This window comes from Methylobacillus flagellatus KT (assembly GCF_000013705.1).
Classification (GTDB): domain Bacteria; phylum Pseudomonadota; class Gammaproteobacteria; order Burkholderiales; family Methylophilaceae; genus Methylobacillus; species Methylobacillus flagellatus.
On sequence record NC_007947.1, the window covers coordinates 1,371,952 to 1,392,998 of the forward strand.

The 21,047-nt window shown below is 55.8% G+C and carries 22 protein-coding genes; 11 read left to right on the forward strand and 11 right to left on the reverse strand.

Features of this window, described 5'->3' with window-relative positions:
• Positions 1–9 precede the first annotated feature (9 nt).
• The 6 genes from MFLA_RS06615 to MFLA_RS06640 form a co-directional block, all read right to left on the reverse strand.
• Positions 10–348: a cytochrome o ubiquinol oxidase subunit IV gene (locus MFLA_RS06615; RefSeq protein ID WP_011479514.1), complete on the reverse strand. Its 339-nt coding sequence runs from the start codon at positions 346–348 to the stop codon at positions 10–12.
• Positions 349–966, reverse strand: a complete 618-nt coding sequence (locus tag MFLA_RS06620) for a cytochrome o ubiquinol oxidase subunit III (protein ID WP_011479515.1) — start codon at positions 964–966, stop codon at positions 349–351.
• Between the two features lie 2 nt (positions 967–968).
• Positions 969–2,948 (reverse strand): cytochrome o ubiquinol oxidase subunit I, encoded by a 1,980-nt coding sequence (gene cyoB, locus MFLA_RS06625; RefSeq protein WP_011479516.1) that lies wholly within the window; start codon positions 2,946–2,948, stop codon positions 969–971.
• A 2-nt stretch (positions 2,949–2,950) separates the two neighbouring features.
• Positions 2,951–3,838: a ubiquinol oxidase subunit II gene (gene cyoA, locus MFLA_RS06630; protein WP_011479517.1), complete on the reverse strand. Its 888-nt coding sequence runs from the start codon at positions 3,836–3,838 to the stop codon at positions 2,951–2,953.
• Between the two features lie 418 nt (positions 3,839–4,256).
• Complete coding sequence (gene eco / locus MFLA_RS06635) at positions 4,257–4,742, reverse strand: serine protease inhibitor ecotin (RefSeq protein WP_011479518.1); 486 nt, start codon at positions 4,740–4,742, stop codon at positions 4,257–4,259.
• A 328-nt stretch (positions 4,743–5,070) separates the two neighbouring features.
• A complete protein-coding gene (locus MFLA_RS06640; RefSeq protein ID WP_011479519.1) occupies positions 5,071–5,427 on the reverse strand; it encodes a hypothetical protein in 357 nt (118 codons plus the stop codon).
• A gap of 301 nt (positions 5,428–5,728) precedes the next feature.
• Here MFLA_RS06640 and MFLA_RS06645 point away from each other — a divergent pair, with 301 nt between their 5' ends.
• A complete protein-coding gene (locus MFLA_RS06645; RefSeq protein ID WP_011479520.1) occupies positions 5,729–7,951 on the forward strand; it encodes a RelA/SpoT family protein in 2,223 nt (740 codons plus the stop codon).
• A 25-nt stretch (positions 7,952–7,976) separates the two neighbouring features.
• On the opposite strand, the gene MFLA_RS06650 is transcribed toward MFLA_RS06645, so the two are convergent.
• Positions 7,977–8,549 carry a DNA-3-methyladenine glycosylase family protein gene (locus MFLA_RS06650; protein WP_324286810.1) on the reverse strand — a complete coding sequence of 191 codons (573 nt, stop codon included), beginning with the start codon at positions 8,547–8,549 and terminating at the stop codon, positions 7,977–7,979.
• Between MFLA_RS06650 and MFLA_RS14860 the strand changes: the two genes are divergently transcribed.
• From MFLA_RS14860 to MFLA_RS06690, 9 genes are all read left to right on the forward strand, one after another.
• On the forward strand, positions 8,445–8,717 hold the full coding sequence (locus MFLA_RS14860) for a hypothetical protein (protein WP_011479522.1): 273 nt from the start codon (positions 8,445–8,447) through the stop codon (positions 8,715–8,717). The two genes, MFLA_RS06650 and MFLA_RS14860, sit on opposite strands and share 105 nt — an antisense overlap.
• A gap of 49 nt (positions 8,718–8,766) precedes the next feature.
• Positions 8,767–9,447: a DNA oxidative demethylase AlkB gene (gene alkB / locus MFLA_RS06655; RefSeq protein ID WP_407635287.1), complete on the forward strand. Its 681-nt coding sequence runs from the start codon at positions 8,767–8,769 to the stop codon at positions 9,445–9,447.
• Between the two features lie 93 nt (positions 9,448–9,540).
• Positions 9,541–10,239, forward strand: a complete 699-nt coding sequence (locus tag MFLA_RS06660) for a glutamine amidotransferase (RefSeq protein WP_011479524.1) — start codon at positions 9,541–9,543, stop codon at positions 10,237–10,239.
• Between the two features lie 4 nt (positions 10,240–10,243).
• Positions 10,244–10,957 carry a GNAT family N-acetyltransferase gene (locus MFLA_RS06665; protein ID WP_011479525.1) on the forward strand — a complete coding sequence of 238 codons (714 nt, stop codon included), beginning with the start codon at positions 10,244–10,246 and terminating at the stop codon, positions 10,955–10,957.
• A 348-nt stretch (positions 10,958–11,305) separates the two neighbouring features.
• Positions 11,306–12,583: a TolC family protein gene (locus tag MFLA_RS06670; RefSeq protein ID WP_195742108.1), complete on the forward strand. Its 1,278-nt coding sequence runs from the start codon at positions 11,306–11,308 to the stop codon at positions 12,581–12,583.
• Positions 12,580–13,677: an efflux RND transporter periplasmic adaptor subunit gene (locus tag MFLA_RS06675; RefSeq protein WP_011479527.1), complete on the forward strand. Its 1,098-nt coding sequence runs from the start codon at positions 12,580–12,582 to the stop codon at positions 13,675–13,677. The genes MFLA_RS06670 and MFLA_RS06675 overlap by 4 nt, the downstream gene beginning before the upstream one ends.
• Complete coding sequence (locus MFLA_RS06680) at positions 13,677–16,766, forward strand: efflux RND transporter permease subunit (protein ID WP_011479528.1); 3,090 nt, start codon at positions 13,677–13,679, stop codon at positions 16,764–16,766. Before MFLA_RS06675 ends, MFLA_RS06680 begins: the two co-directional genes overlap by 1 nt.
• A gap of 24 nt (positions 16,767–16,790) precedes the next feature.
• Positions 16,791–17,462, forward strand: coding sequence for a response regulator (locus tag MFLA_RS06685; protein WP_011479529.1), 672 nt, complete (start codon positions 16,791–16,793; stop codon positions 17,460–17,462).
• Positions 17,459–18,817: a sensor histidine kinase gene (locus tag MFLA_RS06690; protein ID WP_011479530.1), complete on the forward strand. Its 1,359-nt coding sequence runs from the start codon at positions 17,459–17,461 to the stop codon at positions 18,815–18,817. Before MFLA_RS06685 ends, MFLA_RS06690 begins: the two co-directional genes overlap by 4 nt.
• A gap of 14 nt (positions 18,818–18,831) precedes the next feature.
• Here MFLA_RS06690 and MFLA_RS06695 read toward each other — a convergent pair whose 3' ends face one another.
• Complete coding sequence (locus MFLA_RS06695) at positions 18,832–19,644, reverse strand: IS3 family transposase (RefSeq protein ID WP_011479531.1); 813 nt, start codon at positions 19,642–19,644, stop codon at positions 18,832–18,834.
• Between the two features lie 11 nt (positions 19,645–19,655).
• Positions 19,656–19,964 (reverse strand): DUF1153 domain-containing protein, encoded by a 309-nt coding sequence (locus tag MFLA_RS06700; protein ID WP_011479532.1) that lies wholly within the window; start codon positions 19,962–19,964, stop codon positions 19,656–19,658.
• A 60-nt stretch (positions 19,965–20,024) separates the two neighbouring features.
• On the opposite strand from MFLA_RS06700, the gene MFLA_RS14510 reads away from it, so the two are divergent.
• Positions 20,025–20,282, forward strand: a complete 258-nt coding sequence (locus MFLA_RS14510) for a hypothetical protein (protein WP_195742152.1) — start codon at positions 20,025–20,027, stop codon at positions 20,280–20,282.
• Positions 20,283–20,609: 327 nt separating this feature from the next.
• On the opposite strand, the gene MFLA_RS06705 is transcribed toward MFLA_RS14510, so the two are convergent.
• Both MFLA_RS06705 and MFLA_RS06710 read right to left on the reverse strand, forming a co-directional pair.
• On the reverse strand, positions 20,610–20,792 hold the full coding sequence (locus MFLA_RS06705; protein WP_011479534.1) for a DUF2283 domain-containing protein: 183 nt from the start codon (positions 20,790–20,792) through the stop codon (positions 20,610–20,612).
• Positions 20,793–20,801: 9 nt separating this feature from the next.
• Positions 20,802–21,032 carry a DUF4258 domain-containing protein gene (locus tag MFLA_RS06710; protein ID WP_195742109.1) on the reverse strand — a complete coding sequence of 77 codons (231 nt, stop codon included), beginning with the start codon at positions 21,030–21,032 and terminating at the stop codon, positions 20,802–20,804.
• Positions 21,033–21,047: the final 15 nt, after the last annotated feature.

Consider the following 21,047-nt stretch of genomic DNA (forward strand, 5'->3'; position numbering starts at 1 on the left):
AATCTGGCTTTAGAAATGCCTCATCATGTTGTGGTTCAGGTGGAACATGACCCACAGTGAGCCCACCACGACGATTGCGAGAATGATCACGGTAAATATAAAGGCCATGACGTTCCAGCTCTGTTCGGAGGAGGTGTTCATATGCAGGAAGTACACGAGATGCACCACAATCTGTACCACCGCGAACACCAGGATGGTGACGAGGATGGTCGAGGATGACAGGTCATTGGGGAACATCAGCAAGCCGAACGGAATGACCGTCAGGATCACGGAAAGAACAAAGCCGATGATGTAAGACTTGACGCTAGCGTGGCCTGCGCCAGCGCGCTCAACGTGCCCATGTGACATTTACAGCACCCCCATCAGATAAACAACAGTAAATACGCAGATCCAGACAATATCCAGGAAGTGCCAGAACAAGCTTAGGCACATCAGGCGGGTATTGTTGGTTTCGGTCAAACCCTTGGTCCAGATCTGGGCCATCAGCACTGCCATCCAGATCAGGCCGCAAGTCACGTGCAGGCCATGGGTGCCGACCAATGTGAAGAATGCGGAAAGGAAGGCACTGCGGTCAGGGCCGAATCCTTGGTGGATCAGGTGATGGAACTCGTTGACTTCCATCACGATGAAGCCAAGGCCGAACAGGAAGGTGATGGCGAGCCAGTTCAGCACGGCCTGCTTGTTACCCTTATGCTGGGCAATCATGGCAAAGCCGTAGGTGATGCTGCTGAACAACAGCAGGAAAGTCTCGATCAACACATAGTCGAGTTCGAAGATATCCTTACCGGTGGGACCGCCGGCAAAGCTGGTACTCAGGACTGCATAGGTCGCGAACAGGGTCGCGAACAATATCAGGTCCGTCATCAAGTAAATCCAGAACCCGAATATCTTCGTGCCGCTGGCATCGTGGTGATGCGCATGCTCGTCGGCATGCGCGTGTTGAGTATGCAAAGTTTGACTAGACATGGTTACGCCTGACTCGCTTGTTTGATTTGAAGATGCTTGTTTTCAATAGCCGTGACTTCTTCGACCGGCACGTAGTAGTCGATATCCTCGTTGTAACTACGCGCAATTACAGTCACCAGCATCGCGATGGTGCTGAGGATCACCAGCCACCAGATATGCCAGATGAAGGCAAAGCCGAACACCAGGCTGAACGCGCTGATGATCACGCCTTCAGAAGCATTCTTGGGCATATGGATCTTCTCGTATTTGGCAGGGGCCTTGGTGGCGCGGCCATCCTGCTTCATTTCCCACCATTCATCCAGGTCCTTGACGACAGGGACATGAGCAAAGTTGTAGAAAGGAGGAGGTGACGAGGTGGACCACTCCAGTGTGCGGGCTCCCCATGGATCGCCAGTCAGGTCCAGGTTCTGCTTGCGGTCACGGATGCTGACGTAGATCTGAACCAGCTGAACCACGATAGCTGCTCCGATGATGAATGCGCCTACGAGCGCTACATACATCATTGGTGTCCATGCGGGGTTGTCATAGTTATTGAGGCGACGTGTCATTCCCATGAACCCTGCCATATACAGGGGGATGAAAGCCAGGAAGAAGCCGCTGATCCAAAGGTAGGCGGCGATACGGCCCAGTTTTTCATTGAGTTTGAAACCAAACGCCTTGGGGAACCAGTAGGTAAAGCCTGCCAGATAGCCGAATACTACACCGCCGATAATGACGTTGTGGAAGTGGGCGATCAGGAACAGGCTGTTATGGAGCACGAAGTCAGCTCCGGGTACTGCCAGCAATACCCCGGTCATGCCGCCAATGGTGAAAGTGATCAGGAAGCCGATGGTCCAGATGATCGGGGTGGAGAACTCAATACGGCCACGGTACATTGTAAAGAGCCAATTGAATATCTTCACGCCGGTTGGTATCGAGATGATCATGGTTGCAATGCCGAAAAACGCGTTGACATTGGCGCCTGCACCCATGGTGAAGAAGTGGTGTAGCCAGACGATGAACGACAAGATGGTGATGGCTGCGGTTGCCCACACCAGCGAAGTGTATCCAAACAGCTTTTTCTTCGTGAAGGTCGCGACAACTTCAGAGAAAATGCCGAAAGCAGGCAGGATCAGGATGTACACTTCAGGGTGGCCCCAGATCCAGATGAGGTTGACGTACATCATCTGGTTACCGCCCATGTCATTGGTGAAGAAATGGGTGCCTAGATAACGGTCCAATGTGAGAAGGGCGATGGTCGCCGTCAGTACCGGGAAAGCTGCCAGGATCAGGATGTTGGTACACAGGGCAGTCCAAGTGAATACCGGCATTTTCATCAATGTCATACCGGGTGCGCGCATCTTCATGATGGTCACGAAGAAGTTGACCCCGGTAAGCAAGGTGCCTAACCCGGAAATCTGCAAGCTCCAGATCCAGTAGTCGACGCCTACGCCCGGGCTGTATTCGATGCCGGAAAGCGGAGGGTATGCCAGCCAGCCGGTCTGCGCAAACTCACCGACGCCGAGCGAGATGTTGATCAGCGCAACACCGACGACGAACAGCCAGAAACTCAGGGAATTCAGGAACGGGTAGGCAACATCGCGCGCACCAATCTGCAATGGCACGACAATGTTCATGAGGCCGACCATGAAAGGCATCGCCATGAAGAAAATCATGATGACGCCGTGAGCAGTGAAAATCTGGTCGTAGTGATGTGGCGGGAGGAAGCCTTCGGCCCCACCAGAAGCGACCGCGAGCTGGCCGCGCATCATGATGGCGTCGGCGAAGCCACGCAGCAGCATGATGAGGGCAACGGCGATGTACATGACACCGATCTTCTTGTGGTCTACTGAAGTCAGCCACTCGGACCAGAGCCATTTCCATTTTTTAAAATGGGTGAGAGCAGCAACGATGCCCAAGCCCAACACGCCGACAACTGCCAGCGTGATCATGATGATCGGTTCGTGGTAGGGAACCGCTTCCAGGGTTAATTTGCCAAACATTTTTACTCCTTGCCCTCCGAAAGTGAGCGCGTATTCGAACCAGTGGAATGGGTGTATTTCGCGACAATGCTGTCATAGAGATCGGGCGTGACGGTAGAGAAACGCTCAATCGGATTGTTGTATGAGGCTTTCTCCAGTGCAGCGTACCTATCAAGGTCAAGCGCAGTGCTGGATTGCTTCACTTGCTGCACCCATTCATCGAACTTTTCCTGGGAAGTGACATTGGCATTGAATTTCATGCCGGAGAAGCCGTGGCCACTGTAATTGGCGGAAAGTCCGCGGTAGACGCCCTCTTCATTGGCGATCAGGTGCAAGGTATTTTTCATACCAGCCATGGCATAGATTTGGCTGCCTAGCTGTGGGATGAAAAACGAGTTCATGACAGAGCCCGAGGTGACTTCGAAACGCACCGGGACATTGGCAGGGAATGCCAACTCATTTACGGTCGCAATGCCTTGTTCCGGATAGATGAACAGCCATTTCCAGTCCAGCGATACGACTTGGACCGTCATGTGGGGGTGTTCTGAATCAATCGGTTGGCGCGGGTCTAAGGAGTGAGTGGTTTTCCAGGTGATCGTGCCTAGAACCAGGATGATGAGGATGGGAACGGTCCAGACAACAACTTCAATCTTATTGGAGTGCGCCCAGTCTGGGGTGTAGGTAGCTTGGGTGTTGGAAGCGCGATAGCGCCAAGCGAATACGATTGTCATGATGATGACTGGAACCACGACAATCAGCATCAGTAATATCGCGGTGATGATCAGGGATTTTTCTTCAACTCCTACCTGGCCCTTGGGGTCGAACAGCACAAAGTCGCAACCACTCAGCAACAACGTGACACCTAGAGAAGACAATAGACTGAAAAGTCTGGGATATCGCTTTTTTATCATTTCAGCATCTCAACTATAAAAGACGTATAAAACCATTGCCATACACCCCTGGACGACATTGTTGCCTGCCACCCAGGAATACCTATCATCGGCTGGTAAGCCACCGACATTTTGAAGTGTTGCCTGTAGGCGACACTTCAGGCTGGTCATCCATTGCCACCTTCGAGAATGCAACTCAAGTAAGTAATCATGAAAAGGGAGGAATGACTACATGCATGATAACCGCTCCCGATGAGTGGGCTGATCCCCCTACCAGCCCTATATTTTATACGATTAAACGCCTTAGGCCCACACCAAATAAGGACATTTTTTGTGATGGCTGGCGGGGTTTTGATGAGGATTGAAACAAATTGTTACAGCTGTCGTCTTGAAGTAACGGAATGTTACATGTCGGCTTGCGCAGACGATTGAGAGCCAATCAGTCTTGCGGTACGGTCTGAAATTCCTGTACCGGTTGCCAAGTGCGGTATCTCAATTCAAATCCCTGGGGAATGTAGACGACCACGGGCAGTTTACTGTTGTAGCGCACCACAAAACCGTTGCCATGAGCGGCAACAAACTTGGAGGTTTCGGTCCCGGATGGGCAGGCCATGCGGGTGGAGATCGGGCCGCCGATACTATTCACCTCATAATATGGATATCCCCAGCCTTTCACTGTGTGTTCAACCACTGTTGCGCCAAAGCTGTGGTGGTTGCAGTCGACCTGCATGGTTTTGCCGACCTGTAGCTCCAGTTTGGTGTTTTCCTCATCAGCTAACATGGGCAGATGAATGACGTTCCGCTGATAGCCATCTGCGGGCTGGGGGTACGGAACTTTCTCATCGAGCTTTCCGGCATGGGCGCAGCCTTGCAGCATTAACATTGTCAGGGAGGCGATGGCGGTTTCAATGGGGCGTAAGGACATGGCAAGCTTCCTCGAGAGTTAAAGGTAGCGTTACTCTACTCCGGGATTGCCATCTTGGTAAGTCACGAAGGTAAGGATCAAGCGGCTCCTGACAACTCAACGATTTCCACGATCCAGTAAGCCAGTATCGCGATGAGGATGGCGGCGATGGTGAAGATAATGACTTTATGCATGGCTGAGTGCAGTGGAATTGACGAACTCACAGTATGTGGCGCGCAACCTGTGGGAAGGATTCCGTGATTATCCGAAACCGCTGTCAGAAAAACTAACGCCATCTATCAAAATGGCGCCGCAAAGGGCGCCATTCTTGCTCAAATCATGTTGTTGTCTAGACCCGCTCAGGGCGGAATGGCTCCAGTACGCAACGGATCTCCAGCACCTTAGCTTCGTTTTCAACCCCTTCTTCCTTGGTAAAGCTTACCTTGGTATTCCGTGGGGCCGTATAGACGACGTTTCCGGCCTTCTTGATCTGTTCTGCAGTGTTTTGCAGGCGGGCAGAGCATGCTTCGATATCATCGTGCACGGAAGTCTTGAGTAGGTAGTTGTTTTCCAGATGGTCGAAAATCGCAATCACTGTGCTCCATTGGCCGGGTTGGGGGTTGAGCTTGGATACGTCTTCAGCGGCATATGCTTGTGCGGAAAAAGCACCGATCATGGTCAGCGCGGCAAGAGTACGTTTCATCATGTTGGCTTTCCTCATATGGGTTATTCATTTATTGAGTGTTGCGAATGGGAGTAGACCGCGACAGTCGCAAAAAGTGCCCACCAGACCAGGATGCAATGTTTCATGCACATGTTCTGTGGATAAGGTTGTGGGAGATATCAGGATGGCTGGCCTAAGTGCTTGTCGAGGCAGTACAAGCCCGGACTGACCATATTTTGGGCAACACCGAGGGCATGTTCAGCAGGACGGGAACTCTATGGAAAAACAGTTGTAAAAGGGCAGTGTTGAATACAGTGGTCTCAATTTGATGACATAATGCATCATGGTGTTTGTTCCTGATCTCCTTTCTCAGGCCAGCGCGCAAGGAGCGCTGGATGTTGGGGCCTGGCTTGCATCCCTGGAAGGGCAATTCTCTACGGAAGAGGTTGCGCTCATTCGCCACAGCGTGGATTTTGCCGCGCCGTGCTATGCCGGCAGCCTCGAAATCACGACGGTGCCTGTCTTGCACCATGTGTTGGGAGTGGCCTCCATCCTGGTCGGGATGAGCATGGATGCGGAAACGATTGCCGCCACGGTGCTTCATGCCTGCCCGGAATATCTGCCTGGATGGAAAGAAAAGCTGCAACAGGCGTTCTCGCCGCAGATAGTGGCCTTGGTTGAGGGCTTCGCGCGTATGGAGCAGATCCAGAGCTTCAGCCGTCCGGACATCGGCCGCACCAAGGATCGCAAGAAGGACAGCGAGGCCCAGCAGGCACAGGTCGAGAGCATGCGTAAAATGCTGCTTGCCATGGTGGAGGATATCCGCGTGGTGCTGATCAAGCTGGCAGACAGGGTGGAAACCCTGCGCAGTCTGGCGGGAGCGCCCGAGGATGAGCAGCTGCGCATCGCTGAGGAGGCGAAGACGATTTATGCGCCCCTGGCGAATCGTCTTGGTGTCTGGCATATCAAGTGGGAGCTGGAAGACCTCTCGCTGCGCTTTCTCGAGCCCAAACTCTATAAGGAAATCGCCAAGCTGCTGGCCGAGAAGCGTGTCGGCCGTGAGCAATATATCAAGGAAGTATTGGAGATATTGCAGCAGCAATTGCAGTCTGCAGGCATTCAGGCTGACATGATGGGCCGCCCCAAGCATATTTACAGCATTGTCAACAAGATGCGCCGCAAGCAGCTTTCCTTCAACGAGTTATACGACGTGCGCGCAGTGCGCATTCTCGTGGACGATGTCAAGGATTGCTATGCAGTGCTCGGGCTGATCCACAATCTTTGGCAGCCTATCCCCAAGGAGTTCGATGACTACATCGCACGTCCCAAGAGCAACAATTATCGTTCCCTGCATACGGTCGTGATCGGTCCGCGTAACCTGCCGCTGGAAATCCAGATCCGCACTCATGAAATGCACTATCACTCCGAGCTGGGCGTGGCTGCACACTGGCGATACAAAGAGGGCGGCAGGGCCGACAGCAAGTTCGATGACAAAATCGTCTGGTTGCGGCAAATCCTCGAGTGGAGGCAGGAGGTATCCGATGACGGCGGGAATGCAGGCCATTTCAGGAATGAAATGTTCCAGGACAAGGTCTACGTGCTGACTCCGCAAGGAAAAGTCGTGGACCTGCCGCGGGGTGCGACGCCGGTGGACTTCGCCTACATCGTGCATACTGATCTTGGGCATCGAACCCGCGGCGCCAAGGTGGACGGCAGCATTGTGCCGCTCAACTACAAATTGCAAAATGGCCAGCGCGTTGAAATTCTCGCGGCAAAACAAGGGGGGCCAAGCAGGGACTGGCTGAACCCCAACCTTGGCTACCTGCAAAGCTCGCGCGCTCGCGCCAAGGTACGGCATTGGTTCCGCTACCAAAACTTCGAAGAGGATGTTGCCCAGGGTCGTCTACGGCTGGACAAGGAGTTGCACCGCTTGGGCGCGGTTGACGTCAACCTGGAAAAAATTGCCCAGAAACTGCATTACCCCAAACTGGAAGAGTTGCTGGCCGCGATCGGCCGCGGAGAAATCGGCGAGCACCAGATCACCCAGGCCGTGCAAAGCGAATTGCCGGCCAAGCCTGAGCAGGACGTGCCGTTCCTGCTCAAGTCGGGAGGCGATACTGACTCTTCAGGCGTCTTGGTAGAAGGGGTCGGCAACCTGATGACTTATATGGCGAAGTGCTGCAAACCTGCACCGCCGGATGCGATCATCGGCTACGTGACGCGGGGGCGGGGCGTGACCATCCATCGCCAGGCCTGCCCCTTCATCAAGCGCTTGCCCGAGGAAAAACATGACCGGCTGCTGGCAACCCAATGGGGCAATCGCCAGGAAAAGCTTGCCGGCGTGGACATCGACATCGAGGCCTATGACCGCCAGGGCTTGCTGCGCGACATCAGCGACCTATTTGCGCGCGAGCGCGTGAATGTCACGCAGGTCAGGACGCAGAGTCGCAATAACCAGGCCAGGATGAGTTTTTCCATTGAGATTGCAGACCTGGAGCAGTTGGCGAGGTTACTGGCTTTGTTACGCCAGGTACCTAGCGTCAATTCGGCACAGCGGCACCTATAGCTCCTTTGATATAAGAAGATAATGGCTAAGGTGGGAGATAGTCTCGGGGCACGTGCCACAAATACCAGGCGGCGCTGCTGCGGTGGGGGCTCCACGCCAATCCGATGTCCCGCAGGAGGCGAGGGGTGGGCGCCGTGCTCAGCCCCTTCAGTCGGCGGAATCCCTCGCGTACACCTAGGTCGTCAACGGGCAGGATATCGGCACGCCTCAAGGTGTGCATGAGCATCATTTCCACCGTCCAGCGCCCGATTCCCGGCAATGCGGTGAGCTGGGTAATCAACGCCTCGTCCTCCATCGCCAGCGCAGTTGCATGGTCGGGGATGTTCCCGGCGAGCGCCGCCTGGGCAAGGCCGGTAATGTATGTGATCTTGCGGCCGGAAAACCCGCACGCGCGCAGTTGCGCGACATCGGTGGCCAGTAATGCGGCAGGCGCGGGGAACTGTCCGCCGTGCAACTCCAGTAGTCTGCCGAGGATCGCGGCGGCAGCCTTGCCATGCAGTTGCTGGTAGGCTACCGCCCTGACCAGCGCCTCGTATGGCTCCTGGGTGTCGGGAGCGGTGTCAGGCCTGGGCCTATCATTGTTACCAGCCTGGCCCAGTCAGCATCAAGCGATGCCAAGAACTGGCTGGCTTCTGAAGGGGATGGCATGGAATATCCGGTGTTCTCAAGTTTTCGGGGAGAATGGCAGCATACGCGTTTCGTCAGCCAGATGGAGATAAATTCAATCACAAGAATCACCAAACCTGCACCTGTTGAGGTTTGCTAGACTGATGGCATGTTATGCCATGAAAAGAAGGCTGCTCGGGGGTGAGTCAATGACGCCAATGAATTCAGGGGATAAGCCAACGAGTGCTATGCACGGTGACTTGTTCAGCGAGGCATCGACCCCGGCAGCGTTGGTCCCCGGTGCCTATATCTTACGTGGCTTTGCCAGCGAGCAGGATCAACAGCTCCTGCATGACTTGCAAACCGTATTGGCCCAAGCGCCATGGCGGCATATGCAGACGCCGGGCGGCTTAGCCATGTCGGTTGCCATGTGTAACTGCGGTCGATTGGGCTGGGTGTCGGACCGTGCTGGGTACCGGTATACCACCCATGATCCCTTATCCGGCAAGGTATGGCCGGCGATGCCGCCATCCTTTGCTGCGCTGGCCCAATCCGCCGCCGCTACTGTCGGGTTCGCCCGGTTCGTGCCGGATGCCTGCCTGATCAACCGCTACCAGACCGGTGCCAAGCTCAGCCTGCACCAGGACAAGGACGAGCAGGATTTCTCGCAGCCTATCGTATCGGTTTCCCTAGGGCTGGCGGCTACCTTCCTGTTTGGTGGCCTGCGGCGGAGCGATCCGGTGTTGCGTACCGAGCTCAATCATGGCGATGTCGTGGTCTGGGGTGGCCAGGCCCGCTTGCGTTACCATGGTATCCTGCCGCTCAAGCCGGGCGAGCATCCCTTGACGGGCGATGTGCGCATCAACCTGACTTTTCGCGCGGCAGGCTAGTGGCTAATCTATCGTCTCAACCTATCTTCCAAGTTGTGTTTGTTGTTAAATGCAGCTTGCTTCACTTTTGACCACGATAATCAGGAACATGTCATGAAAACCGCTGTCGCCCTGCGCCACATTGCATTCGAGGACCTTGATGGAATTGCACCTTTACTCACTCGCGCAGGCTATGAAGTGCATTACGTCGATACGCCCAATGCCACGGATAAGGCACTCAAACAGGCAGGTGATGCTGATTTGTTGGTGATATTGGGTGGGCCCATCGGCGTCTACCAGACCGTGGAATTCCCCTTTCTGCAAGCGGTGATCGACCTGGCTCAAGCCCGCTTGCAACATGGGCAGCCGACATTGGGCATATGCCTGGGCGCGCAAATCATGGCGTTGGCGCTGAATGCCAAAGTGTATGCTGGAGAATCAGGCAAGGAGATAGGCTGGAGCCCATTGAGTCTGACTGCGGAAGGCCGGCAATCTCCCTTGACCGCATTGGGGGAGGAGCAACCAGTGCTGCATTGGCATGGCGATACCTTCGACCTGCCGCAAGGCGCGGTCCGATTGGCGTCATCAGCGCTGTATGCCAATCAGGCATTTGCTTACGGCAAGCACGGCTTGGCTTTGCAATTCCATATCGAGGTGACGGCGGCAGGGCTGGAGCGCTGGTATGTCGGGCATATCGGCGAGCTGGGCGGATTGTCGATACCCGAGTTGCGCAAGCAGGGGCAGGTACTGGCGCCGCAGCTTGCACCCAAGCTCGAGAAAGTGATCGCGCAGTGGCTGGGCCAGTTGTCTTGACGACATGAGCTATCGCACGAATGAATATGGGCAGCCTGTCGGGGAGGCCTTGCCCGACTGGACGCCGCGTCCGCTTCCATCCCGTGTCACCTTGCAAGGCCGCTACTGTCGGCTGGAACCCATCGCAGATCGCCATGTGGCAAGCCTGTTTGCCGCATACCATCAGGCACCTGATAGCCGGGACTGGACGTATATTCCCTTGGAACGGCCGGAGAGCCTGGACGATTTCCATGCATATGTCTCGTCGTTGCAAGCATCGGCAGATCCGCTGCATTACGCGATTGTCGATTCTGTCACTCATCATGCACTGGGCATGCTCGCACTGATGCGGATCGCGCCTGCGGCAGGCTCGGCGGAGGTTGGTTATTCGCCCGCCCTGCAGAAATCCACGGCGGCGACCGAGGCTCAGTTCCTGCTGATGCAATATGTATTCGATACCCTTGGCTACCGGCGCTATGAATGGAAGTGCGACAGCCTGAATGCGCCTTCTCGGGCTGCCGCGTTGCGGCTGGGCTTTCAATTCGAAGGCATTTTTCGCCAGGCGGTCGTGTACAAGGGGCGCAACCGGGATACGGCCTGGTTTTCAATGATCGACAGCGAGTGGCCGAGGCTGTCGCAGGCATACCGGCAATGGTTGTCACCGGACAATATTGATGCGTCGGGCAAGCAGCTTCAGCGGTTGAAGGCCTTCATGCCAGCGCGTGGTCTTGCAAGGTAGTAGGGCCTTCGCTGGATTACTGTCAGCAACAGTCTATCAATGCGGGTGAAGGAATCCAGGCTCCGGTCGGCAAGGTCAATAGCCGGTTGCACTTGAACAGGTAGTCGAGGATCTCGCGAGAGTGCCGCCAGGGCTGCATGCATCATGCCCGTCATTCCGCCCAGTTCATGCTATGGCCTGTTGCCAATCATGATGTCGTCTTGCCTATTGCCTGACCATCGCAAACTTTTCAGATGTCTGCCGGCAGTTTGCCGGAGTGTGCAATACGCCGCTAAATCATCGTCGTCAGATTATTGTCAGCCAGGGTTAAGGTTGGTGTATGGACCGCCTGCCTACAATCTGGCCATCATGCAGAAAAGATGGGGCCGTTTGCTGTGCATGGCTGTGCTGGTATCGTCGGGATGGGGTGCCACCCCGTTGCAGGCGGAAGAGCCTGAGCCATTGACCCTGCGCCAGCTGGCGCAGGAGTTGCGTGCGCGCAACCCGCAGTTCGTGCAGGCCGAGCAGGCGCGTGCACAGATCGAGGCGCGCATTCCCCAGGCGCTGGCATGGGACCAGCCCATGATTGGCATGGAGCAAACACCGTTGCCGCGTAGCCCGCTCAATATCAATCATTCCCAGGGCATGAGTTACCGCCTGACGCAAACCATGTCGTTCCCGGGCAAGAAGCGCCTGGCCGCTGACATCCTGGAAGCAGAGGCGGGCAGCGCTGGTGCGCAGATCGACGGCTTGTATGTCGACCTGCTGGCGCAATTGAAGCGCCAGTACTACCAGTTGCTCGCCCTGCAGCAACTGGCCGACATCAACCGCAACACGATCGAACGCCTTGGCCAGATCAAGCAGGTGGCCAAGGTGCGCTATGCCAACAATGCCGCGGCATTCGTGGAGTACATGAACGCCCAGGTGGCGCACGGCAGCGCTGAAAATAACATCTACCAGACCCAGCGCCTGATCGAGCAAACCCAGCAGGGGCTGAATGCCCTGATCGGGCGCGACCCCGCCCAGCCGCTTGCCATCATGGCCGAGACATGGTCGGGATTGGAGCTGCCGCCGCTGGCGGAATTGACCAGCCGGGCACGGGAGCTGCATCCAAATTTGCGCGATTCGGCCCACCGATTGCAAGCGGCGCAAAAAAGTCTGGACCTGGCGAAAAAAGCCTATTACCCAGATATGCAGCTCATCCTGACCAAACACAGCAACAATCCGCCTTATGGACTGGCGGGCAACGAATATGGCGTGGAGGTGGATTTGATCCTGCCGACCTGGTTCTTCGAGCGCGAAAAAGCGGGCGTCAGCGAGGCCAATGCAGGTGTGATCTCCGCGCAGGCCGGGGTAGAGCTGGCATGGCGGCAGGTGCAATTGGAGATTGCCAATGCTTACAGCCGATTGCAGCAGGTTATCAAGGAAAGAGAGCTCTTGCAGCAGCGCCGTTTGCCGGAAGCGCAAGCCGCTTACCGCCTTGCATTGAACAGCTACGCAAACAACGCCGGGGATTTTAACGGGCTATTGCTGGCCCAGCAAAACCTGCGCGATACCGAGCTTTCAGCTGCCTGGGTCGATAGTGCGTTGCAGCAAGCCAAGGCTGCGCTGGATGCAGCCATAGGACAAGCAATGGAGTCACCATGAAACGGTTCTTGTTGCCATTGGTATTTCTATCGGGCGTAGGGCTGGGAGGCTGGCTGATGCCGTGGACCTCAACCCCGTTGCCCGAGCCGGAAGCTGTCAGTCAGCCCGCGCATCACGAGGATGCGATGAGCGCGGATAAGGTCGCTGCAGATTTCTTTGTCAGCGCCTTGCCCGAGCAGCGCGAAATAGAGGATGTGGTGCCATTGATGGGACGGTTGGCGTTCAATGCCGAGAAAACGCACCTGGTATCGGCGCGTATCGCCGGCAGGCTGGACCGCATCTTCGCGTTCGAGGGCGCACAGGTCCGGCAGGGGCAGCCATTGGCAGCGCTCTACAGTCCTGAATATATTTCAGCGCAGAATGAATTGCTGCTGGCACATAATACCTGGCGCACCCTGCAGGCCAGTAAGGCCACACAGGAACTGGCACAGGATGCCGAGTCGACCCTACAGTCCGCGCGTGAGCGCATGCGGGTGATGGGCGCTTCCGAGCAGGATATTGCCGCCCTGGAGCAGAGCAGGCGCATTCATGAGCATCTACTGTTGCGTGCCCCGATCAGCGGCGTGGTGACACAACGCAACCTCGACCCTGGTGCCTTCATCAACCTCGGCGACAGCTTTATGTCATTGGCCGACACTTCCACGCTCTGGTTCTTCGGGCATGTTTATGAACAGGATTACCAGCGCATCCGCCAGGGGCAGCCTCTGCAACTGGAGGTGCAGGCGCTGCCGGACAAACGCTACAGTGCGCATGTCGATATCCTGTCCCCTACACTGGATGTTGAGACTAATACGTTGCGTATCCGCTGCCTGGTGGTCAATGATGGCACATTACGCCCGGATCTGTTTGCCACTGCTGGCCTCAGTGTTGGCAAACGTCAGGCCTTGCTGGTGCCGATGGATGCTGTAGTGCGCTCGCAACAGATGGATTTCCTGATCGTGGAAACGCCGGATGGCCACTACCGCAGGCGGCAGGTCAACGTCAAGCCATACAGTGAAGGGGTGGCTGCTGTGATGGAAGGCTTGTCCGCCAATGAAAAAATAGTGGTGCGTGGGGCTACCTTGCTCAACCAGAAGCTTTCAGGAGCCATCTAGTGCAGGCGACCGGCGCGTTCATCGCAGGCGTATTGCGCCGGCGCCTTCTGATTCTCGGGTTGTCGTTCGGCCTGCTTGTGCTGGGCTATATCAGTTTTATCAAGCTGCCGATCGAGCCTTACCCCAACATTTCACCACGCAATGTGCAGGTCATCACGCAATGGCAGGGACGCGGCACCAACGAGGTTGAGCGACAGATCACAGTGCCGGTGGAAACGGCCCTTGCCAACCTGCCGCATCTCAAAACCTTCCGCTCGGTATCGTTGTTCGGACTATCGGTAGTGACGCTGCAATTCGAGGAAGGGACCGACTCCTTTACCGCTAGGCAGAACGTGCAGCTGCATCTGGATAGCGCCGAGTTGCCGGAGGGAGTTCAAAGTGAATTGAGCCCGGATGCCGATGCCTTGGGTGAAGTGTTACGCTACCGCGTGACGTCAGAGAGCGGTGATGATGTCATGTTGCTCAAGTCCTTGCAGGACTGGGAAGTCTACCGCCAACTCAGAACAGTGCCAGGCATTGCAGACATCAATAGCTTTGGTGGACCGACCAAGCAATATCAGGTGCTGCCAGATATCCGCAAGCTGCAATCCTTCAATATCTCGCTCAACGAGCTGGTTGAGGCATTGAGCAATGCCAACGCCAATGCCGGCGGCGGCAATCTGAGGGCGGGGGAGCAACAGTACGTGGTGCGCGGTATCGGCTTGATCAAGACCCTGCAGGATGTACGCAATATCGTGATCGTGTCGCGCAACGGCTTGCCGATCCGTGTGGGCGATGTGGCGCGCGTGGAGTTCGGGTTCGCGCCGCGGCTGGGCGTGGTGCAGTACAACCAGGACCCGGATGCGGTAGAGGGCATTGTACTGATGCGCCGTGGCGGCAATGCGTCTGAAATGCTGGCGCGCGTCCACGACAAGGTCGACGAGATCAACCGCGGCGGCATCCTGCCGCAAGGTATCAAACTGGAGCCTTTCTATGACCGGCAGGAACTGCTGGATTTGACCATGGGCACGGTGCACCACACCTTGCTGTTCGGCATGGCGCTGGTACTGATCGTGTTGTTCATTTTTCTCGGCAGCCTGCGCGCCGCGTTGACTGTGGCCCTGGTGATTCCTCTGGCGCTCAGCGTTTCTTTCGCCGGCATGGTATGGGCGATCCCGGCCAACCTGATTTCGCTGGGCGCGATCGATTTCGGCCTGATCGTTGATGCGGCCGTGATCGTGATCGAGAACATCATGCGCCGCATGGAAAACGGCACCAGCAACCTGCGCCAGACCATTGTCGCGGCGGCGGCGGAGGTGCAACGCCCGATGATCTTCTCCACCATGATCATCATCATGGCTTATGCGCCGCTGTTCATCATGGGCGGCGTGGAAGGCAAGATTTTCCATCCCATGGCCTATACCATGGGTCTCGCCTTGCTCGCCTCCATGGTGTTGAGCCTGACTTTCGTTCCCTCCGCGGCTTCCTTCCTGTTCAAGCCGAACAAGCTGGAGCACAGGCCTGGCATGATCAACCTCCTGCTCAAGCTCTATCGCCCGGTACTGGCCAGGCTGATGCACAATCCAGGCCTGGTAGCCTTGGGGGCGGTACTTGCTTTTTCCCTTGCCATGTTTGGCGCCAGCCGTCTGGGCACCACTTTTTTACCGACATTGGAGGAAAACAATCTCTGGGTGCGTATCAGCCTGCCTAATACCGTGGACCTGCAATATTCGTCGGGCTTCGCTACCCAGGTGCGCGGCTACCTGCTAGAACAACCTGAAGTCAAGACTGTCGTGGCACAGATCGGTCGCCCGGACGATGGCACCGATGCGACTGGGGTATTCAACGTCGAATTCGGGGTCTACTTGAAAAAGCCTGAGCAGTGGCCGAAAGGCATTACGCGTATCGACCTAATACGCCGAGTGGAGGCCTACCTGCAGCGAATACCCGGCATCGAATACAACTTTTCTCAATATATTCAGGATAATGTGGCCGAGGCCCTGTCGGGCGTGAAAGGAGAAAACTCAGTCAAAATTTTCGGCGATGATCTAGATGTGCTGCATGCAAAGGCCTTGCAAGTGCAGACCATTCTGCAAGGCATCAATGGGATGAGCGATGTTGGCATCTTCCGCGAGCTTGGACAGCCGACCATGAATATCCGCGTCGACCGCGAAGCCAGCGCGCGCTTCGGCCTCAATGTGGACGATATCCAGACACTGGTAGTCAACGCGATTGGCGGCAATCCCATCAGCAAGGTACTGGAGGGCGAACGCACTTTCGACTTGGCCTTGAGATTCCCGGAAGGTCAGCGTAACCGCCTGGACCTGGTCCAGCGCCTGTTCGTCGATACACCTGATGGGCAGCGCATCCCGCTCTCCATGGTGGCGCAAGTAGAGCTCAGCGACGGTCCATTTTTCATCTATCGTGAATCCGGACGGCGCTTCATCGCCATTCGCTTCGGCGTGCGCGACCGCGACCTGGGCAGTGCCGCGGCGGAGGCACAGAAACTTGTGGCTGAGCAAGTTGAGCTGCCGCGCGGCTATCGTACGCAATGGGATGGGCAGTTTAACCAGATGAAAGAGGCGCACAAAAAACTGGCCGTCATCGTGCCACTCACCCTGCTGGCCATTTTCATCATGCTGTATTCGGCATTTGGCTCCGCCAAGGATGCTGGCCTGGTGCTGCTCAACGTGCCATTCGCCACCATAGGCGGCATTGCCGCACTCTACCTGGCGGGAGAAGAGCTTTCTATTTCCGCGGGTATCGGCTTCCTGTCATTGTTCGGCATTGCCATCCAGGATGGCGTTATTCTGATCTCGTATATCAAGAGTTTGTATAATCAGGGAGAGCATGCGCTGGAAGAGGCGGTTCTCGAAGGCGCTAGCATGCGCCTGCGGCCAGTGTTGATGACGGCGATGCTGGCTGGCCTGGGCCTGCTGCCCGCCGCCTTGTCGCACGCCATTGGCTCTCAAGCGCAGCGCCCGCTGGCGCTCGTGATTGTGGGCGGCATGGTCACGACTACTTTGCTGACCCTGTTGGTATTGCCTGTGGTGTTTGGCTGGATTTACCGCCATTATCCCAAGAGCGCCAGCGCACAGCCAGCTTACTAAGACCGGTGAATGTTGAGGAAGACCATGCGTATATTGGTTGTTGAGGACGATGCCATCCTGGCCGAAGGCACTTGCGAGTCGCTTTCCAAGGCTGGTTATGCCGTGGACCTGGCAGAAACCGGCACGAAGGCCAATGCCATGATGGAAGCTGGGCATTACGATATGTTGCTGCTCGACATCGGCCTGCCGGGAATGGATGGCTTCGAGGTGTTGCGTCGCCTGCGCAAGCACAACAACAGCATTCCCGTTCTCATCATTTCTGCGCGTGACGATGTCGATTTCCGTATTTACGGACTGGATCTGGGCGCAGATGACTTCATGCTAAAACCTTTTGTACTCGCCGAATTGCATGCGCGCACCCGTGCCTTGCTCCGTCGTCATACCCTGAGCGAACGCAACACCCTGGCCTGCGGCAAGCTGATGGTGGACCTCGGCGCCCAGCGCGCCAGCGTCAATGGCGAGCCAATCGAGCTCTCGATCCGCGAGTGGGACGTATTGGTATACCTGTTGCGCAACCTCGGCAAAGTCGTGCGCAAGGAAGCCATCATCGAAACCCTGTGTGACTGGAAAACCGATATCAGCCTCAACGCGGTGGAAGTCTATATCTCGCGTCTACGCAGCAAGCTGGATGCGCATGGCATTCATATTCGCACGGTCCGTGGCTTCGGCTATCTGCTGGATGATCCGGTGCCATGAAAGCTGCCAACAGCTTGCGGCGCAAGCTGCTACGCTGGCTGCTGGTCGCGCTGACTGCGCTGGTGGCCGTGGGGATTCTCACAGATTACTTCATGGCCTTGGAGCCTGCGCGTGAAGTCTACGACCAGCACTTGCTCAAGCTGGCCTATAACCTGGAGCGCTCGCTACCGGATGATCCAGGAGAATGGCATGGGGCTTACCCCCAGATCGAACGTAGCCTACTGCGAAGCGAGCAGGACAACTACGATGCGGCCAAGGCGGCCATCTTTGATCTGCAAGGCCAGTTTCTTGCTGGCGTGGCAGACCTGCCTATACAGCTGCCCTCAGCTGACCACAAGCCTTACTTCTACGACGCCGAGTACCAGGGAGACCCGATCCGGGTCGTTGCCATCAAGAGCCCGGTGCTGGATGCTGTGCTCTACCTGGCAGAAACCACCTACAAGCGCAACCGCCTGGTGCAAAAGACTCTGATCCACATGATCGTGCCCGAGCTCGTCTTTGCGGTTTTCTCGATTGTCGTGCTTTGGGTCGGGGTGGGGCGAGGGCTGCAGCCGCTGGCACAAATTCGTGCCCAGATCAACGCACGCTCTGAAACCGACCTCAGTCCCATGGACGAAGGCAAGGCGCCGGTAGAAGTCCGCGAAATCATTGTCGCCCTCAACTCATTGCTTGCGCGGCTTGATCGCTCCCTGAAACTGCAGAACCAGTTCCTGGCCAATGCCGCACACCAGTTGCGTACACCGCTGGCAGGGTTGCAAATGCAGCTTGAACTGGCATCCGAGCAAAGTCCGGAGGAAAGGATGCAATCTCATGAACGCATGCTGGTCAGCACTCGGCGCATCGTGCGCCTGGCCAACCAACTATTGGCATTGGCGCGGGCGGAAGGAGAGGGCGAGGTCAACAAGTTTGCCGAACTGGACATCAGCAACGCGATCGAGGCCATGGCGACGGAATGGCTGTTGCGTGCCGATGCGAAAAGCATAGACTTGGGCTTCGACCTGTATCCCGCCAAAGTCAGCGGCAGTCTATGGCAAATCCAGGAAATGCTCGCCAACCTGGTCGACAACGCTTTGCGTTACACACCCATGCACGGCAACATCACCATCCGCTGCAAGCAACAGGAACAAAAGGTCGTCATTGAAGTGGAAGACAACGGTCCCGGCATCCCACAGGATCAGCATGAAAATGTTTTCAACCGCTTCTATCGTCTGGATGAGGACCCTGAAGGCTGCGGCCTGGGCCTATCCATAGTCCGCGAAATCGTGCGCCATCATGGCGGGCAGGTCACTCTACAAACGCCAGTTCATCATGGCCAAGGACTGTTGGTACGCATTCAATTGCCTGTAATGACCTAGCGGAAATTGCACACTTAAGCCGCTAATTGTTGATAAACCGTGCTGGGCGCTTTCATCTCCAGTGCCTGATGAGGCCGTTGCTCGTTGTAGTAATTGAACCACGCCCTCAATGTTTGTCTGGCTTCATCCAGTGACTGGAAGTGATGAAGCCAGATGCACTGCTCTTTCACAGTTCGGATCAGCCGCTCGACCATTCCGTTCTGCTGTGGGGTATGGGGCCGAATGAACTCCTGTTTCAAACCATACTGGTGCACCGTCCGGGTGTAGTGCCGAGAGGTAAATACCAGGCCGTTGTCACTACGCAGAGTGATCGGATCCCGAGCCCTACCCAGCGTGCCATACCGGCTAATGAGTGCTTCTTCCAGAGCCGCTTCAGCTGCTTTGGCGTTGCCGCTGGGGCTCAACCGCCAGCCCAATGCTTCGCGGGTATGGCAGTCCATGACGATGGTCAGGGCACACCAGCGATGAACCGGACCACACCAGACCCGTGCAATGTCTGTTGCCCAGCGCTCATTCGGACGCGAGGCCACCGAAGGTAATGCCTGCACCCGCGATCGGGCTCCGCTGCGACGTTTGCGTACCTGCCAGCCCTTGAGCAGGAACAGGCGCTGGATAGTGTTCTTGTTCTCGCCCAGTAGCCAGGCAACGGTACGGTAGCCGGCATACGGCAGGTCGGTGATGATACGTTTGACCCGCGCAGCCAGATGCTCATTGATGCTGGGTTTGGTTTTAGTAGACCGATAGTAATCACTGCGGCGGGAGATACCGGCCCAGCGACAGGCCTGCACCACCGTCACCACATCGCCAACGGCCGCCATCTCACTCATGGTTTGCTCGATCAATCGTCGGTCGAGTCGAGATGGCGCTGCAACTTTTTTCGGAACTTGAGCTCCAGCATCGCCTCGCCATAGGCTTTCCTGAGCTCGCGCAGCTGGGCTTCATACTGCTCGGCAATATCCTTTGGATTGGCCTTCAGGGCGTTTTCCATCCCAGTTTCGGCATCATCCATCCACTTCTCGATCTCTTGCTGGGTGAGGTCGTAGTGGCGCGCTGCCTCGGGCACTGTGGTCTGCCCTCGGTAGATCTGCTTGATCAGCTCCGCTTTGCGTTTGGCTGTCCAGCGCTTGATGTCAGATTCTTGCGTCATGCTTTACTCCAATTTCTGAAGCGACTTTAGCATGTGTAGGTTTTCAATGCGTCATTACAGCTGGACATTACGCAACAAATATCCAGCTTCCAGCCCACGACAACAGGTGTGAATCAGTCGCCAACACTGTTAAAGCGTGAAATCAAGACGGTAGTGAATACCAGGAGCGGTGAATTGATCCTGCTCGGCGTCTTGAATGAGTCCTGGCTCAGCAAACAGCGCCAGGGCTTGAGCTTCCTGCCAAGGTTGTTCAATGCTAACACCAATTCAGATGAGAAAAGCGACATCCTGCTTGTGATGCAGATTCAGCGATTGTAATGCAATAAGGCTAGCCATAGTGGCCATGTCATGTTCCATAGAAATAAAGATGAAAAAACCTCGTTTTATAAGGTCTTTGGATGTCAGCGTCACCTCTTTGTTATTGAAGCCTTTTTTCAGATAGCTAATTGAAACTGATAGTAGGACGACAGAAAGCAATACTAAGTAAGCAATCAAAATCCCATGCATAACACACCCTTTGTCAACAAGACCTTCTGCATTCTACATCTGGGCGATTTGAGGTTTGGAAAAACTGTAGTGAAGCGGAACCTCGGCATTCCCCAATACCTAGGCAATAAAAAAGCCCGGCTTAACCGGGCTTATTCATCAGGCAGCGTGTTTCAGCTTCCCGCTCTGCTTACTGACCGACAACATCTCAAAACCGACAATGTTGCCCAGGGCATCATAGTCCAGGATCACGCCTGGGCGGATCTCCTCGGTACGCTCCACATCATTCTCGCTCAGCGCGATATACAAGGCATCTGCAATCGGATCAAACTCAATTTTCATATTCATCACCTATTCAAAAAATACCGTGACAACCGTCACTGGCTCAGTGGTTTCGTTATAGATGACACGCAACTGCTTAAATCCCCGATCAGCAATAGCCTTGACCGCATGAACCAACATAATGTCATCTGCATCATTGCGCGTCGCATCAGGGTTGGCCAACGTCTCCCTAACCCATTCCTCCTTCACGCCGCGCTTCACCATCCGCTTCAACGCATGGTCGCTTAACCTGTATTCCATAAGGCTATCTTACCT

What these genes read in the sequence shown, in the direction of transcription:
- MFLA_RS06615 (WP_011479514.1), bottom strand. Translation starts at nt 348, where the DNA reads ATGTCACATGGGCACGTTGAGCGCGCTGGCGCAGGCCACGCTAGCGTC.
- MFLA_RS06620 (WP_011479515.1), bottom strand. Translation starts at nt 966, where the DNA reads ATGTCTAGTCAAACTTTGCATACTCAACACGCGCATGCCGACGAGCAT.
- cyoB (WP_011479516.1), bottom strand. Translation starts at nt 2,948, where the DNA reads ATGTTTGGCAAATTAACCCTGGAAGCGGTTCCCTACCACGAACCGATC.
- cyoA (WP_011479517.1), bottom strand. Translation starts at nt 3,838, where the DNA reads ATGATAAAAAAGCGATATCCCAGACTTTTCAGTCTATTGTCTTCTCTA.
- eco (WP_011479518.1), bottom strand. Translation starts at nt 4,742, where the DNA reads ATGTCCTTACGCCCCATTGAAACCGCCATCGCCTCCCTGACAATGTTA.
- MFLA_RS06640 (WP_011479519.1), bottom strand. Translation starts at nt 5,427, where the DNA reads ATGATGAAACGTACTCTTGCCGCGCTGACCATGATCGGTGCTTTTTCC.
- MFLA_RS06645 (WP_011479520.1), top strand. Translation starts at nt 5,729, where the DNA reads ATGGTGTTTGTTCCTGATCTCCTTTCTCAGGCCAGCGCGCAAGGAGCG.
- MFLA_RS14860 (WP_011479522.1), top strand. Translation starts at nt 8,445, where the DNA reads ATGCAGTTGCTGGTAGGCTACCGCCCTGACCAGCGCCTCGTATGGCTC.
- alkB (WP_407635287.1), top strand. Translation starts at nt 8,767, where the DNA reads ATGACGCCAATGAATTCAGGGGATAAGCCAACGAGTGCTATGCACGGT.
- MFLA_RS06660 (WP_011479524.1), top strand. Translation starts at nt 9,541, where the DNA reads ATGAAAACCGCTGTCGCCCTGCGCCACATTGCATTCGAGGACCTTGAT.
- MFLA_RS06665 (WP_011479525.1), top strand. Translation starts at nt 10,244, where the DNA reads ATGAGCTATCGCACGAATGAATATGGGCAGCCTGTCGGGGAGGCCTTG.
- MFLA_RS06670 (WP_195742108.1), top strand. Translation starts at nt 11,306, where the DNA reads ATGCAGAAAAGATGGGGCCGTTTGCTGTGCATGGCTGTGCTGGTATCG.
- MFLA_RS06675 (WP_011479527.1), top strand. Translation starts at nt 12,580, where the DNA reads ATGAAACGGTTCTTGTTGCCATTGGTATTTCTATCGGGCGTAGGGCTG.
- MFLA_RS06685 (WP_011479529.1), top strand. Translation starts at nt 16,791, where the DNA reads ATGCGTATATTGGTTGTTGAGGACGATGCCATCCTGGCCGAAGGCACT.
- MFLA_RS06690 (WP_011479530.1), top strand. Translation starts at nt 17,459, where the DNA reads ATGAAAGCTGCCAACAGCTTGCGGCGCAAGCTGCTACGCTGGCTGCTG.
- MFLA_RS06695 (WP_011479531.1), bottom strand. Translation starts at nt 19,644, where the DNA reads ATGAGTGAGATGGCGGCCGTTGGCGATGTGGTGACGGTGGTGCAGGCC.
- MFLA_RS06700 (WP_011479532.1), bottom strand. Translation starts at nt 19,964, where the DNA reads ATGACGCAAGAATCTGACATCAAGCGCTGGACAGCCAAACGCAAAGCG.
- MFLA_RS06705 (WP_011479534.1), bottom strand. Translation starts at nt 20,792, where the DNA reads ATGAAAATTGAGTTTGATCCGATTGCAGATGCCTTGTATATCGCGCTG.
- MFLA_RS06710 (WP_195742109.1), bottom strand. Translation starts at nt 21,032, where the DNA reads ATGGAATACAGGTTAAGCGACCATGCGTTGAAGCGGATGGTGAAGCGC.